The sequence below is a fragment of the Pedomonas sp. genome, from assembly GCF_036515995.1.
In the GTDB taxonomy this organism is placed as follows: Bacteria; Pseudomonadota; Alphaproteobacteria; order Sphingomonadales; family Sphingomonadaceae; genus Pedomonas.
Genome location: NZ_DATBUP010000219.1, coordinates 26,977 through 42,189, shown reverse-complemented (window position 1 = coordinate 42,189; position 15,213 = coordinate 26,977). Strand labels below are relative to the sequence as shown.

The 15,213-nt window shown below is 63.1% G+C and carries 14 protein-coding genes and 1 pseudogene; 1 reads left to right on the top strand and 14 read right to left on the bottom strand.

Annotated elements, in window-relative coordinates:
- A pseudogene (locus tag VIG90_RS16075) lies at positions 1-208 on the top strand (hypothetical protein); the annotation flags it as partial.
- A 674-nt stretch (positions 209-882) separates the two neighbouring features.
- Here VIG90_RS16075 and VIG90_RS16070 read toward each other — a convergent pair.
- The 14 genes from VIG90_RS16070 to VIG90_RS16005 all read right to left on the bottom strand — a co-directional run bounded on the left by VIG90_RS16070 (position 883) and on the right by VIG90_RS16005 (position 14,984).
- Positions 883-1,488, bottom strand: coding sequence for an RES family NAD+ phosphorylase (locus VIG90_RS16070; RefSeq protein ID WP_331594534.1), 606 nt, complete (start codon positions 1,486-1,488; stop codon positions 883-885).
- Positions 1,466-1,975, bottom strand: coding sequence for a hypothetical protein (locus VIG90_RS16065; protein WP_331594533.1), 510 nt, complete (start codon positions 1,973-1,975; stop codon positions 1,466-1,468). The genes VIG90_RS16070 and VIG90_RS16065 overlap by 23 nt, the downstream gene beginning before the upstream one ends.
- 1,168 nt (positions 1,976-3,143) lie before the next feature.
- Positions 3,144-3,542: a type II toxin-antitoxin system tRNA(fMet)-specific endonuclease VapC gene (gene vapC / locus VIG90_RS16060; RefSeq protein WP_331594532.1), complete on the bottom strand. Its 399-nt coding sequence runs from the start codon at positions 3,540-3,542 to the stop codon at positions 3,144-3,146.
- On the bottom strand, positions 3,542-3,775 hold the full coding sequence (gene vapB / locus VIG90_RS16055) for a type II toxin-antitoxin system VapB family antitoxin (RefSeq protein WP_331594531.1): 234 nt from the start codon (positions 3,773-3,775) through the stop codon (positions 3,542-3,544). Before vapB ends, vapC begins: the two co-directional genes overlap by 1 nt.
- Positions 3,776-4,011: 236 nt before the next feature.
- A complete protein-coding gene (locus VIG90_RS16050; protein WP_331594530.1) occupies positions 4,012-5,205 on the bottom strand; it encodes a TetR family transcriptional regulator in 1,194 nt (397 codons plus the stop codon).
- A 140-nt stretch (positions 5,206-5,345) separates the two neighbouring features.
- The gene (gene cofC / locus VIG90_RS16045; protein ID WP_331594529.1) at positions 5,346-5,996 is read right to left on the bottom strand and encodes a 2-phospho-L-lactate guanylyltransferase; all 651 of its coding nucleotides are present in this window, start codon (positions 5,994-5,996) and stop codon (positions 5,346-5,348) included.
- Positions 5,993-6,922 (bottom strand): 2-phospho-L-lactate transferase, encoded by a 930-nt coding sequence (cofD, locus tag VIG90_RS16040; protein ID WP_331594528.1) that lies wholly within the window; start codon positions 6,920-6,922, stop codon positions 5,993-5,995. Before cofD ends, cofC begins: the two co-directional genes overlap by 4 nt.
- A complete protein-coding gene (gene cofE / locus VIG90_RS16035) occupies positions 6,919-7,680 on the bottom strand; it encodes a coenzyme F420-0:L-glutamate ligase (protein ID WP_331594527.1) in 762 nt (253 codons plus the stop codon). Before cofE ends, cofD begins: the two co-directional genes overlap by 4 nt.
- A 103-nt stretch (positions 7,681-7,783) precedes the next feature.
- Positions 7,784-8,464 (bottom strand): NADPH-dependent F420 reductase, encoded by a 681-nt coding sequence (npdG, locus tag VIG90_RS16030; RefSeq protein ID WP_331594526.1) that lies wholly within the window; start codon positions 8,462-8,464, stop codon positions 7,784-7,786.
- Positions 8,461-10,749 (bottom strand): 5-amino-6-(D-ribitylamino)uracil--L-tyrosine 4-hydroxyphenyl transferase CofH, encoded by a 2,289-nt coding sequence (gene cofH / locus VIG90_RS16025; protein ID WP_414695515.1) that lies wholly within the window; start codon positions 10,747-10,749, stop codon positions 8,461-8,463. Before cofH ends, npdG begins: the two co-directional genes overlap by 4 nt.
- A gap of 62 nt (positions 10,750-10,811) precedes the next feature.
- Positions 10,812-11,684, bottom strand: coding sequence for an LLM class flavin-dependent oxidoreductase (locus tag VIG90_RS16020; protein WP_331594524.1), 873 nt, complete (start codon positions 11,682-11,684; stop codon positions 10,812-10,814).
- A 124-nt stretch (positions 11,685-11,808) separates the two neighbouring features.
- Entirely contained in the window at positions 11,809-12,837 is a 1,029-nt protein-coding gene (locus VIG90_RS16015) for a zinc-dependent alcohol dehydrogenase (protein ID WP_331594523.1), read from the bottom strand.
- A 55-nt stretch (positions 12,838-12,892) separates the two neighbouring features.
- Positions 12,893-13,423 (bottom strand): VOC family protein, encoded by a 531-nt coding sequence (locus tag VIG90_RS16010; RefSeq protein WP_331594522.1) that lies wholly within the window; start codon positions 13,421-13,423, stop codon positions 12,893-12,895.
- A gap of 91 nt (positions 13,424-13,514) precedes the next feature.
- Entirely contained in the window at positions 13,515-14,984 is a 1,470-nt protein-coding gene (locus VIG90_RS16005; protein WP_331594521.1) for an FAD-binding protein, read from the bottom strand.
- Between the last annotated feature and the right edge of the window lie 229 nt (positions 14,985-15,213).

Here is a 15,213-nt window from a genome sequence, read left to right as displayed (position 1 = left end):
CGCCAACCGCTTCGGGACCGCCTCGTTCGGGTCGATCATGGGACTGATGGTGCCGCTGCAGATCCCGCTGAATATTGCCGCGCTGCGTTATGTGGGCGAGGCCTATGACCAGGCTGGCACCTACGATACGGCGTTTCTGGTCTTTCTCGTCATTCTGCTGCTCGCCGCCCTGATCATTCTGCCGGTCCGGCGGCGTGCTGGCGACTAATCGGCCGCCCCTTCAGCGCCAAACAAAACCTCGAAGATCCTGACCGCCTCCTGGTCCAGGAAGGCGCGGCCCTCGGAGGGCGGCACGTAGCACGGCACTGATTTTTCGCAGCCTGAACAACAGGGATGGGATGGCCACAGACCTCTTGGCCAGCGCTACTTCGTGTCCGCTCGCTGCGAAGGCCTAGATCCAGTTCTCAACGCGGATGCCCGGCATCTAGACGAACTCCTTCATGTTGCTCGTCACCACGATCAGCACCTCGCTGCGCGCATGAGAGCCGATCTGCATGCCATACCCGAGTAACCAATCTCGGCGGGTAGCATCTCCGTAAACTGCCGGTGTCTGGAGGCCTTGAACCGTGTTCTACTGGAGCCGCTGAGCGAGGCGGACTTCGATCCAACTGTTGGATGTTGCCGACTAACCACTGCAGAGGCTTTCACTGTCCCTCACGTAGCGTACCAAGCCCTCAAATTTCTGTGCTGCAACTGAAGACAATCTCCTCACATGGGTCGGCCAGCGCTGGCGTGGACCATGGGCACATCATGAGCGCGACGATAAAGGCCAGAAGACGATGAGTTAGGCGGCGGCAGTGGATGAAGAACTCTGAGCTGTTCGGGATGAGCGGCAGCATAAGGTTTTTGCTCGTGGAAGATTCCACCGTCGATATTATCGATCTATCCCAGACCAACCTTGTAACGTGCAAGAAGTTTAGCCAATCGGTCGCGGTCCTGTGTCATCGGCTGCGGGGGGACCGCCGGCTCAAGGTGAGCGCTGACGTGCTCAAAGAGCGCGACGCAAATCTCCCCATTGTCGTGGTTAGAGCGGTAGGCAATGCCGTCTGGCGCTCTGGGATGGTCGTGGATGGCTTGCGACCACCGTTGTGCAACGGCATGAGGCCCACTCGTGACGGCCCCTGTCGCGCCGATCTGCGCCAAGCCGGGGCCGTGAAGGGAAACGAGGCGCAGGGGCGCGGTGACCTTCACTTCAGAGAAAGAACGGGCCTCCAGAAAAGACATGGCGACAAAGCGTGCGCCAACGCTGCGCAGGCAGGTTTCCGCGAAGGCGCCCTCAAGCGTCGTCGCAAGATAGCAGACCCCATATGACGTTGTCGGATCATCGAAGCGATTGCTGCCTGTCGAGCCGAAAAAGAGCGGGTCGAGGTCACGCCGATGGATGCGTATAAGGCGAGCACCGTTCGGAATCTCTTCAACAGGGAGGTCGCGACTGGCGAAGTCTGGTGGCGGAAGTGGGCCAGGACTAGGCGGCGCCATGTTCGCCATAAGCCGCCGCCGCCATCACCACGTCATCAATCTTGCCCTTGCGCAGTTCATCGATCGGCCGCTTATTGCCAAGCCGCTGGTCGCCCGTCAGCATGAAATTGACGCGCATCCAAGGGTCATCCACCGTGAAGGCGCCGAGCACTTCCCGAATGCCCGAGAGCAGGCCGTTTTTGCCGATCTGGAAGGCCGGGTAGACGTAACCATCTCCGACGTCGAGCCAGAACACTTGATTGCGCTCCCGCTTGCGGCCGAGACCCTGCGGCGTGATGCCCAAATGCTCCGCAAGTTGTTGTGCGGAGAGAGCGCCGCCTTCCGCCTTCAACATGTCGCGCTTCATCTCAGATCCGCGCAGGAATGCTTCAGTCAGAGCATCGGGCTTGTCGGGCTCTATTTCTGCTCCAATCGCGGCGGTTTCACGCAGAGAGCTGAACAGCACGTCTGTGTCGGTCGAGGCTCCAACGGCGGCCAGCAAACGGTCACGCGGCATCCGCTTTGCAATTCGCGCGAGGGCACGGCTGGTCCGGAGGACGAAGGCCTCAACGAGATCCTCGCTCGGTGCGGGCTCCGAACGGCGGCTGCGCGTAGATGCCGTGGACGTGGCATTACTACCGAAGTGGCTGGCGCGGCTGCGGCGGCGAGTTCCGGATGGAGCTGTGGGCGCCATAATGATGTCCCATGGAATGGTTCAGTTGTCCTATTATTTATATAACATCACAATTGAAAATTCAATTGCGATGCTCATGCCGAGGTGAGATCATCCACATTGTGTGAATCTGCCCTCGTTCTTGGATGAACCGCTGCGCCAGGAACGCCGACAAACGCCCAGGATCGCCGAACTCGTCCAAGAGAATCTCACATAACACACTGATATGACAACGAGTTGGACGTGTGCATGGCTGGCAGGATCAGTTCATCCGCCTTTGATCACAATCACCTATCGCCACGCGCTGGGAGACACGCTCAGGGGCACGCAGGCCGAAGGGTTCGCCTGCGCCTGCCTGATCCTTGGGGCTACCACCATGGTGGGGGACTCAGGCCAGCCTGCAAGGACTTCACGAGTGTCATACTGGATTTGGTCGAGAAGGGCCCGTTTCCGGCGCAAGTAACCGCCGGATTGCATATAAGCTCGCATCGACCGGGAAGGACCGCCGGCTTCTTCCCCAGCCGATCGCCAAAGCTCTCGGCGAGGCGATACTTCAGATTGGTGATGCGGAGACGAGCCGGTCGGAACAACTCGCCAACGGTTTCTCTCGCTCGAGCCTGAACATCCAGCGATCTGAGCAGGCGAGCGCGCTCGTGTTCGCATGCTCAGCCGTTCTCTCGGAAGGCGGGAAAACGCCTCCGCAAACAATTGTCCCTGGTTAATGGAATGCTGCTCCGCGTCGCCTTCGGCTGCGCTGCAATTAAGAGGGGAGCGGGCTCCGCATTGTTGGCGAGCGCTGCTTGGCTGTCCGTTGCGTTACAAGACCCTAAAGATCTCGCTGATTGCCGCCTCACCTTCTAACTCTCTGACGTTCAATGCCATGGCGATCATGGTGCCGGCCCCTTCAGCGCCAAATAAAACCTCAAAGATCCTGACCGTCTCCTGGTCCAGGAAGGCGCGGCGCCCGGAGGGCGGCAGGCAGCACTGCTTCCTGTCTGGTCGCTCCAAAAGCCTAGATCCAGTTCTCGACGCGGACGCCTGGCATTCGGACGAACTCCTTCATATTGTTCGTAACCACGATCAGTCCCTCGCTGCGGGCATGAGCACCGATCTGCATGTCATGCGGGCCGCAGGGTGTCCCGGCGCGCTCCAGTTCAGCCCGAACCTGTCCGTAATGCACCGCCGCCTTATCGCTGAAGGGCAGAACCTCCAGCCGAGCCACGAAATGTTCTATGGCGGTCAGGTTCTCGATCCGTCGGGCCGATTTCTCCGCGCCGTAGTGCAACTCGCCAAGTGTGATGCTCGATATGCAGAGCTGATCCGCCAGCGCATTGAACTTCTCCCGAACAGAAGGCGGGTAGGTTTTCATAACATAGATGCAGATGTTGGTATCAAGCATATAGGTCAGCATTAGAAAGACTCACGTTCTTCCATTGGAGGTTGTACGCGCTCGTCCATGAAATCATCACTGACACGCGGGCCATGTAGGAAGAGATCGTCCCACCGTTTGCCCTGAGGCACAATTACACGGCTTCGACCAATCTTCAGAATATCAACCTGATGCACATCCTCTGGGAATGCGACCGCCTTGGGCAGACGCACTGCCTGGCTCCGGTTGCTGATGAAAACCGTTGAACTCGTCATCGCTGCCTCCGGCTGTTCTGGGATATGCCATAGGGATATACATAACATGAGGGGGCTGTAGAAACAAGATGCTAAGGAGCTAATCGCACCGTGCGCCCGGGAAGTCAGTATGAGGAGGGAACTAGCGCTCCGCCCCTGACCAAGCGCTGCTTCACTATCCGTCCATTTCCAAGACGGTGAAGGCCTGCTGGTTCGAGCGTAACACTATAATTTTCAGATCCATGATTCTAATGCGCTCAAGTCGCGCATTCGGCACCAAACAGGGCCTCCAGAATCCTGACCGTCTCCTGGTCCAAGAAGGCGCGGCGCTCGGAGGGCGGCAGGCAGAGGGCTTCTTCTCCCAGCACCGTCGTTGCCGCCGACCATAAGATACCGTCGAGATGATCGGCAGTGGCGTGCCCATGGGCGCGAAGCCAGCGCATGCCATCGACCCCGCGCACCTGGCGCAGCGTTCTGGCAAGGCCGTCATGGCGGGCCGACCGGATGGCGGCCCGGTTGAGCTCGGTCATCGCCGCCATTTCCCAGCGCTCTTCCCCCGCCTCGTCCAGGAGGATGGAAGAGAGGAACTGATTGCGGGGCCTGTCCGCGCTGATCACGCTGTTCACTGCGACATGCTGCATCTGGAAAAAAGCATCGTCGATCAGGGCATCCTTCGAGGCATAGAAATAGGTTGTCGAGGCCAACGACAGACCCGCCTCGGCGGCAACCTTCCGATGCGTGAGCTGGCTGAGCCCCTCCTGTCCGATCACCCGGATGGCCGCCTCGACCAGCAGCCGTTTGCCCCGCGGCATCTCAGGTGCCCGAGCTTCTCTTACAAGAACGGGATCGGCGCGCACCGCATCGACCGGGCGGCGCGACAGCCGCAGCTCCAGCCGGCGCATAACGGCGGCAATAAGCGCGGTCTGTCGCAGATGCACCCGGTCCAGCAGCACAAAAGGCAGCAGCCCCTCTGCCACCATGGCCCGGACGCGCACCTGTTCTGGAGAAAGACGATGGCATTCAAGCAGCCTCTGCCAGAAGCGCTCCCGCGCCCTGATGGCTGCCATCGGCGGATCTGCTAAAGTTACTGTCTTCCGCATGGCCGCACGGTGCAGGTCCTGCTGCAAAATGACCTGCAGCCCCTGCTCGGCAATCAGGCTCGACAGCGCAGCGACGCTTAGGGCTTCTGCGGACAGCAGCCGCGTGCTTGGGTCGTCCAGCGCCTGAAGCGTCCTCTCTCGCCAAGTCTCCAGCATGCCGGCGACATGACGGTGGACGGCGCTCAAGAGGCCGCCGACCGTCTGGAAATAGTAGATGACAGCAGACGGCGCGACCTTTGCCGCGCTTGCAACGCCGCGGACGGTGATGCCCGCCAGGCCTTCTGCCGAGGCAATGCGGGTCGCACTCTCGAGGATGGCCTGCGTGGCCTCGTTGCCATCTTCCGTTTTCATCGATCCGATGCGTTTTTCTTTGCAAACCGGCATTCTGACGCCTTGGGCCAAATACACAAGTCACGGCGCCAACGGCCAAGCCAGACGGGAGTTGGAACACCGGCTGTCCCGCTTTGCGCGCAACTGGAGGCGCTGTGATATTATGCCTTTACCCCGCACTTGTCCGGCGGATCGAGGCAAGGCCGTGCGCCCTGAGTCAGAGCTATCGCACCCTGATGCTGCCGTATGAGAACCAGGTCCTCGGGCGTATCCAGATCCGTTGCAAGGCCAGCCGTTACCAGCCGTTCGGGCGAGTAGCCCAGCGCGCTGGCCGCCCTGCCAAACCGCGCAAAGCTGTCCTGCCCGAAAAGAAATGGCAGGTTGACCCCAAGGGAGAGCCCGAGCGCGTTCGTGCCGCTGCCTGCCCGATCGGGGCAGAGGACAAAACCGCTTCTGATGGTCGCTCTCACCAGATCCTGCACGTCAGATGCGGTAATCAAGGGCAGGTCCGCGAACAGGACCATGAAGTGCGCATCGGCCCGCCTGATGGCCCGCCCTCTGGCGGCCTCCAGCACGTCGATCAGTGTTTGGCCATCTTCCGCGACCCCGGCGTTTCCTGCCAGCCGGAGGACCTCAGGGCAGCGCGAATGGACCTCGAGCCGCACGTCCGGCGCGCCGGCCCGGACCGTTGCCAGCACATGCAAGAAGCAATTCCGGGCCAGGGAGGCGCGCTCCACCGCCTCCAGCATCGGCGCCAAGCGGCTCTTGCCTTCGGCAAACGGCTTGACCGGCAGGACAAGGGTGCAGGTCATGGCCTCAAGGCGCGGACAAAAACGAGCACGTCCCGGCCAAGCCGCGCCTGCCCGGCAGCATCACGCATGAGCGTGTCGGTTACATGGACCGGGATTGCGGGCAGCGCCTGCTGCGCATCCTGATTGTCGATGACGAGCGCCGTTGCAAAGTCGTCGTAGAGCCTTGCCAGTGCCGCAGGCGTCGGCTCAAGGCCGAGCTCGTGCATGATCTTGGCGGCAGGTCCCTTGACCGCCTGCCCGCCGATGAACGGCGAGACGGCAACAACCGGGCACCCGCGCTCGCGCGCCGCCTGCACTTCCGCCTCGATGCCAGGCACCCTCAGGATCGGAGCAATCGACAGCCAGGGATTGGAGGGACAGACAACAATCGCGTTGGCCTTCCGGATGGCCTCGATGACGCCCGGGGCCGCACGCGCCGCCTCGACGCCCTCGAGCCGCAGACCCTTATAGACCGGGCGGGCCTGCCTGCTGACGAAATACTCCTGGAACGGCAGCTCTCCCTCATCTGTCAAGACGATGGTGCGCACCGGATCATCGCTCATCGGCAGGACGGTGTGCGGGATCGAAAGCTGACGCGCGAATCCTTCCGTCACCTCGGACAGGGTCTGACGGCGCAGGCGCTCGGTGCGCAGGACATGGGTCGCCAGGTCCCGATCGCCGAGTAAAAACCAGTCGGGCCCGCCGAGCTTGCCAAGAGCCTCCATGAAGGCCCAGGTCTCGCCCGACTGGCCCCAGCCCCGGACAGTGTCATTAAGGCCGGCCAGAGTGTAGAGCACGCTGTCGATGTCCGGCGAGATCGCCAATCCCAGATGCTCAAAATCATCGCCCGTATTGACGACGACCGTCAGATCCCCACCGGGCAGGCACGCCGCAAGGCCTGCGGCCATGCGCGCGCCGCCGACCCCACCCGCAAGCGCTACAATCATGGGAAAAGATCCTTCTCGGCAGGGCGTACCAGGTCAGTGGCCCGGCCTGTTGGCGCCACTGTCTTCAAACCCCGCACGATGACAACGGGCGTGCCCTCATTGGCCTGGCCCATCATCAGCGACGCGGCTGCAGCCACTTCGTCGGCATAACCGAGCTCGCTGGTCTGGAGCTTGCGTCCGTAAAGGTCGTCCCGCCCACGCAGGTCAAGAAGCGTTGGCAGACCGGCGGCACCGATCGCCGTTCCCGTCGTTCCCATGCGCCAGGCTCGGCCCAGGCTGTCGATGATCAGCACACCAACATCAACACCACAAAACCGGGCAATGCTTTGGCGAATACGCTCGGCACTGGCGTCCGGATCAACCGGCAGGAGCAGGGCCTGCTCGCCGTCTTCATGGGAGATGTTGGATTGGTCGATGCCCGCATTGGCGAGGACCAGGCCGAGGCGATGACGGACGATGAGCACGCCCGGCCGCACACGCATGACAGCGCTCGCCTCTGAGAGGACGAGTTCGACCAGCCGCGGGTCCTTGGCGCACTGTTGCGCCAATTCGATGGCGCGCTGGGACGGCGTGACTTCGCTCAGACGCACCAGGCGGCCTTCGGACTTGGAGACGATCTTCTGGGCCAGGACAATGACATCGCCCGTTTGCAAGGGAAGGCCCGTCCGGTCGCAGGCCTCCCGAATTGCATGGGCAAGATCATCGCCCTGCTTGATCAGCGGGAAGTCCCTGACAGGAAGGATCGAGAGCTGTTCCATGACTTGTACTCTTTGCGACCGTGTCCCTGCACTTTAAGCGCCGCTGGTCACGACGCCAGCACTATCGCCCCCGATCGATTGCAGCCCGGTCCGCCCGCCCTGATCATACGCCCTGGGCGGGCAGGCCGCTGATGCGGATGCCTGCCCCCAGCGGCGACTTGTAGCGCTTGTTCATCCAGATGAGGACGGAGGTCAGCGCCTCGGCCGCCGCCGCATTGGCCAGCGGGCCAGCGTGATAGGCCACAAGGCCGATGGCCTCGGCCAGCTCGCAGACGGTCTGACGTGCCGCATCATCGTCCCCGAACACGAGCACGTCGCAGTCGACCTCATGGTCCAACTCGAGCAACTGATGGGCCGAGACATTCTGAAACGCAGCAACCACCCGGACATCATCGCCCAGCGCCTTCTGGAGCGCATCGACCGCCGAGCCGCCTTCGGGCAGCTGCACGCGCGCGACCTTGGGCGGGACGAGCGGGACGGTGACATCGATGACGACCTTGCCGGAGAGATAGGGGGCAACCTCGAGTGCCAGAGCCTGCTGGGCGCGGTAGGGAACGGTCAGGACGACGATCTGCCCCTGCTCTGCCGCCTCTGCATTGCTGGCGGCGGAGACTGAGCCCTTGGTCAGGGCCGCAAGCTCGGCTGCCGCGCTCTCGCCCCGGACGGGATCGCGCGAACCGATGATGATCGGATAACCGGCCCGTGCCCAGCGGGCCGCAAGGCCGCGCCCCTCCTGGCCGGCACCGCCCAGAACAGCAATGGTGGGTCGCGATGCAGTCGTCATTTGGTCGCTCCGAGTTGAAGGGGCTGAAGGCCGGCCGCTCCATAGGAACATGCCACCTGAGAGGCGAGCGGCTGGCCGTAAAGTGTGGTGCGCTGTTGAGGCGTGCGCCCGGCTGAGCGGATCACCTGGTCCATCGTCTCGGGCGTCCACTCCTGTCCATGGGACGCGCCTGCCGCCCGCGAGATGCTCTCGTTCATCAAGGTGCCGCCCAGGTCGCTGGCGCCGGCGCCAAGCGCTGCGCGAACGCCCGCCTCGCCAAGCTTGACCCAGGAGACCTGGATCTGGGGAATGACCGGGTGCAGGACGAGGCGCGCAACGGCATGCATCAGCATGACCTCACGCCAGGTCGGACCGGGCCGGGCCTGACCGCGCAGGTAGATCGGCGCCTCGGCAGCAACAAACGGCAGGGGCACGAACTCGGTAAAGCCATTGGTGCGCACCTGGAGGGCACGGATGCGCAGCAGGTGGCGGGCCCAGTGCCGCGGCTGCTCGACATGCCCGAACATAATAGTTGCGGTCGTGCGCAGGCCGACCTCATGGGCCGCCTCGATGACATCCAGCCATTGCTGGGTGTTCAGCTTGTCCGCGCACAGGATGGCCCTGATGTCATCGTCCAGGATTTCAGCGGCCGTGCCCGGCAGGGAGCCAAGACCCGCGTCCCGCAGGCGCGCAAGATAGACCGGAATAGGCAGACCGAGCGATGCCGCGCCGTGCGTGACCTCGAGCGGCGAGAAGGCGTGAACGTGGATGCCGGGCGCCCCCCGCTTGGCCGCGGCCAGAATGTCGAGGTAGGATTGACCGGTATAGCTCGGGTGGATGCCCCCTTGCATGCAGACTTCCGTAGCGCCGCGCGCCCAGGCCTCTTCGGCCCGGCGGGAAATTTCATCGAGGTCGAGCCTGTAGGCAGGGCCACGCAGCTCGGCGCTCCGCCGTCCCTTGGAGAAGGCACAGAAGCCGCAGCCATGGTGGCAGATGTTGGTATAGTTGATGTTCCGATTAACGACGTAGCGCACGGTCTCGCCGACGGTCTCGGCGCGCAGCGCATCGGCCGCCTCGAGGATGGCCGAGTAGCTGGCCCCGCGCGCCTCAAAGAGCGCCGTTGCCGCCTCCTCATCCAGCACCTCGCCTGCCCGTGTCCGGCGCAGGGCGTCGGTCACCTTCGGGTCGACAGCCGAGCCGGTCAGGATCAGCTGGGCCGGCAGCTGCCTGGCCCCGGTGCGCCAGGTGTCGTCCCGCGGGCGGCCGCTGGCATCCATCGCCTCACGCAAGGGGCGGTGAAGGGACGCATCAACCCAGCGCGCCAGATCCGCAAGGTAGGACGGGTAGGTTGCAAAGCGCTGGACAAGAGTCTTGCCGTGGGCGGCGGTCACCCGGCCCAGGCGCGCGATCTCGGGCCAGGGAGCTTCGGGGTTGACGTGATCAAGGGTCACGGGCGAGACCCCGCCCCAATCGTTGATCCCGGCCTCCAGAAGCACGCCAAAATCATCGCCCGAAAGATTGGGGGGCGCCTGAATGTTCATGCCCGGACCCAAGATGATCCGGGCGCAGGCGATGGTCCAGAGCAGCTCATCCAGGTCAGGCTCGGGCTTGCCCGCCATGGGCGTGCCGGCCTTGGCCCTGAAGTTCTGGACGATGACTTCCTGAAGATGGCCGGACTCGCGCCCGATATCGCGCAGGGCAATAAGGGTCTCGAGCCGCTCCTGGCGCGTCTCGCCGATACCAATGAGCAGGCCGCTGGTGAAGGGAATGCTGAGGCGCCCTGCCTCGCGGAGCATGACAAGGCGCACCGCCGGCGCCTTGTCGGGCGAGCCGTAGTGCACGCCGCCCTTCTGGCATAGCCGCTCGGACGTGCTCTCGAGCATGAGGCCGAGCGAGATGCTGCAGGAGCGCAGGCGCTGCATCTCCTCACGCGTGAGGACGCCCGGGTTAACGTGCGGCAGAAGGCCGGTCTCGCGGATCACCAGGCGGCACATGGCCTCCAGATACTCAACCGTGCTGGCATAGCCCATCTGGGCCAAGGCTTCGCGCGCGACGCGATGGCGATCCTCCGGGCGATCGCCCAGGGTGAACAGCGCCTCGGTGCAGCCCGCCACCTGGCCGGCGCGGGCGATCTCCAGCACCTCATCCGGCGTCAGGTAAGCCGGCCTGCCCCGCTTGGGCTGTCGCGAGAAGGTGCAATAGCTGCACACGTCGCGGCACAGGTGCGTCAAGGGAATGAAGACCTTGCGCGAATAGCTGACCAGCGTGCCGTGACCTGTATCGCGCAGGTCACGGGCACGCGCCATCAGGTGCTCCAAAGGCGCTGTCAGCAGGTCGCGGATCAGGTCATGGTCGTGCACGGCCTGGCTCAAGCAAACTTGCTTATGACGTCATCGGCGAAGCGGCGCAGATCGCTGATCTTGGTCTCCAGCGGCTGGGTATCTTCCTCGCGCGCATAAAGATTGCGGAACACGACAGCCAGGTCCGTCACGCCCATGTCCCGGTAGCGGGCGATCGCATCATAGTCGCAGTCGCCAATGGCGCTTGCAAAGATGATGTTCTTGCGGCCCGGCTGGGCAAGGTCCTGCCGGAAGGCCTGATATTTTTTAAGGAGCGGCTCCAGCACCTCGTGACCGCCGCCTGCGAACATCCAGCCGTCATTGCGGGCGGCCCGCTTCAGGGCCGCATCGCTGTGACCGCCGATGAGCACGTCGATCGGCTTGTCGGGCACCGGGTTGATCTTGACCGGCGGCAGGTCGAAATGCTTGCCGTGGAACTCGAAATATCCCCCGGCGGTCAGCCCGCGGAAGATCTCGATGCATTCGTCGAAGCGCTCCCCGCGCTTCTCCCAGGGCACGCCCATGACGGCATAGTCTTCCGGCCAGACGCTGAGACCGGCGCCGAGCGTAAAGCGGTTATTGGTCAACACCGCGATCGATGCGGCAATCTTTGCGGAATACAGCGGCGGGCGCACCGGCAGCTTCAGAACGTTGGGCGTGAAATGCAGCGTCTTCGTTGCCGCGCCCATGGCCATCGCCAGCGTGAAGGTTTCAATGAACGGCTTGTTTTCCAGAAATTCCCGACCGCCATCTTCCGTATAGGAATAGGCCGTATCGGAGGCCTTGGGGTAAATCAGGCTGTCGGGTATGACGAAGCCGAAGTAGCCGGCGTCCTCGGCGGCCTGCGCCAAGGGAATATAAAACGCGGGATTGGTCATCGACTCTGCATAGTGAAAGCGCATTGCTTCTTCCCCCACCGATTATCCGCACGAGAACTCTAGGGCAGCGTGCCCCAGGCGTAAGCTATCAGTTTCGGTAAAATGCCCGGACCTGCGTACAACAATGACCCGCCTTGCCTGGCATTCGTCAGGCAAGGGCCGGGTCGATCAGAACCTTGATCTGCGAGGGATCCTGCGTCAGCCCCTGGAAGGTTGCATCCACTTCATCAAGCGAAATGGTCCGGGTCAAAAGCTGCAAGGGTTCGATCTCGCGCTTGGCGATCAGATCGATGACCGCCTCGAAATCGCTGTCCGTCGCGGTCTGGCTGAACTGCAGGTCCAGCTCCTTCATGATGCCGATCACCGGATAAAAGCGGTCTTCTTCCATGCAGACGCCGGGGATGATGACCCGCCCTTTGATCTTGACCGCCATCATGGCGTCCTGAATCCGCCCGGGCGTGCCGACGCATTCAATAACGACCGAAGGCGCCGCACCCAACTGGCGCGCGGCCAGTTCGGCCAGCGGGCCTTTGGTCGGATCAATCACGCCCGTTGCGCCAAAATCCCGAGCGCCCTGACGGCGCACTTCGCTCGGCTCGCTCACCACGATATTGCGTGCGCCTGCCAGCCGGGCAAACAGCGTGACAGCCGCGCCGATGGGACCGCCACCCATGATCAGCACATCGTCATCCGGTCGCAACGCCGCACGGTGGACGGTATGGTAAGCGACCGTCAATGGCTCGACCATCGCGCCTTCGGCCATCGAGACGCCGCTCGGCAGGCGGTGCAGCATGTGCGCCTTGACGGCGAGATATTCCGCATAGGCGCCGGGCCGGTTTAGATCCGTGCCGACGCAAACCCCAACGCTGCACAGCCCCATATGGCCCTCGCCGCAGACCTCGCAGGTACGGCAGGAGTCATAAGGGTTGGCAGTCACGATGTCGCCGATGCCGTACGGGAGCGCAACCTCCCGGCCCTTGGCAACGATCTCGCCGGAGAATTCGTGTCCGAAGATCGTCCCCGGCGCGGCCTTGCCGAGGCTTGCCATGTGCAGATCGCTGCCGCAGATACCCGCGCGCAGGACCTTCAGCACTACCTCATCCGGCCTTGGGGTCGGATCCGGCACGGTCTCGACTGCAAGCGGGTGTGAGACGCCGCGATAGACGACAGCCTTCATAATTTTTGTCCTCCCCCAGGGATTGTTTTTCCGACGCGTCGGACGCCGCGCCGCGTCAAAGTCCGCTCAGATCGATTTCCGTGATCGGGTTACTTCCGTCCCAGATGCGCGCCAGGGCAACCCCTGCGGCATGATCCGCCCGGGATGTCTGCCCTTGAATGAGCTCGAACAGCGCACCGGGCTGGGCGCTATCGGCAAAATAGATCACGCGCACCGCGGCATTTTCGGCCCGAAATACCGGGACCAGTCCTTTGTCCTCGAATTCCTGAGCGACGGCATCCAGGTCGTCCACGATCCAGGCGACATGATGGAGACCGCACAGGGCCACCCCCTTGTCGTCCTGATAGGGCGAGGGCGAGGTGCTGGCGACCTCGATAAACTCGATCTGCTCGTGGCCGCGATAGCCGAGCGCCACGTTCATCACGACGGTCGTCGGCTGGCCCTTATATTCGCCTTCCAGGCGGACGTTGCGATAGACCGTCCACGGCCCGACGCCGAACCGCTCCGTCCAGCTCTGAACGGCGTGGTCGAGATTATCCGTGACAAAGCCGAGCTGATCGATGGGCGCGCGCGTTGAGCTGATCATAAATGGTCCTGTCCTGAAGTGGGGCGCTGGATGACAGATTGTCTGGAGGCGCGATGGGACGTCCTATCGCCGCTCTGGCAAAAGAGCACCCTCACGCCCCTTGCCTTCCAGCTGTCGCCGCATGTTGCCCTGCCCGGCGACCAAAGAACGAAGCCTCGCCAAGGCACGTGCCGGAGGCATAACCGTTGCTGTCCTGTGCGATGTTGGAGGCGCAGGCACCGGCGGCATAGAGGCCGCTGATCGGCCGGCCAGCCTCGGTCAGGACCTCGCCATCGGTCGAGACCTTGAGGCCGCCGAGCGTAAAGCCGGTGTAGACAGCCTTCCCGAAGGAAAGGTCGAAGGCGGCAAACGGGCCCTGATCCAGCGGCTTCAGCCACTTGGGGTGCTTGTGAAACTCCGGGTCCTCGCCCCTGGCTGCTGCAGCGTTATAGCCTTGCAGCGTTGCCACGAGGCGCCCCTCGGGCAGGCTGAGCCCTTTTTCCATCTCTGCAATGCTCTCGAACCCGTCGACGAGGCTCTGGTTGGTGAGAGCGGCAAAGCGCGGATAGGCGAAGATGTCCGCGTCAACGATCAGGTAGACAGTACCCTCAGGCTGTCGCGCACAGGCGATGCTCGAGCGACTGTGATAGGAATCCTCGGCGACGAAGCGCCTGCCCTCCCCATTGACGAGGATGCCCTTGAGCAAATCCTGCGGCGGATAGAAGGGCGATGTGAGGAAGGCCTCGTCCATATGCTCCGTTGCCCCGCCTGCCGCCATGCCGAGCCGGATCGAGAGGCCATCGTCATGGGGGCTTCCCTGAACGTAGGCGGAGCCAAGGATCGGGGCATACTTTGCAACCATCTCCGCGTTCTGGCCAAATCCGCCCGCACAGAGGATCACCCCGTGGAGCGCCTTGACGTAGAGCGTCTCGCCAAAACTCTTCGCCCTGATGCCGATAATCCGCTCATCCTCCCGGATGAGGGCGTCGACTTTCGTATCGACCAGGATCGCGGCACCGAGGTCCGCCGCCCTCTCGGACAGGGTGCGCAAGGCAAGCGCGCCGCCGCCTTCCTCACCATCAAAGGCAACCTTATGGCCCCGCGGTGCCGGGCGGGCCATGTCCCGATAGGGCCACACCTCCTCGTTGCCGGTCCAGATCAGGCATTCGCGGCCCGGCTGGACGACGTTCTTTTCCGGGTAGAAGCTGCGATCAAAAGGGACCCCTTGGGTCTCGAGCCAGTCAAAATGGCTGACGCTCCCCTCGCTGTAGAGCCGGATCTTGTCCAGGTTGGGGGCAGGCGACACCGCCTCCAGGTAACGCGCCATGTCCTCGGCGCTGTCTTCAAAGCCGCAGGCTTGTTGTACGGCGGTGCCGCCGCCTAGGTAAAAATGTCCTGCAGCGGCCGAAGTGCTGCCCGTGCCGCCGCTGGTCCGCTCGATCACAATGACGGAAGCGCCGGCCTGGCGGGCCTCGATCGCCGCGCAGGCGCCTGCCATGCCGAAACCGACGACGACGACCTCGGCGCTGTGCGTCCAGTGAGGTATGCCCGATGCCTCAAGGACCAGCTGCTCTTCTACCATCATCGCCCCCCCGGCTTGTGTTCCTTTAAGGGCATACTGGCAGTATGGTCTATCTTCAATCCAAAGGCGGAGCCACGGACCATACCCCCCCGATTTTGAGCGGCAGTATCGCCAGAGGCGCAGCCAGGCCCGGATCAAGGGCGCGCCGATACACTGGCTCCCCCCTTTGGCCGGTTGCAGGTCTCAGGGAATTTGAGGAAAGAAAGCGTGTGACAGCCAATCCACCAGG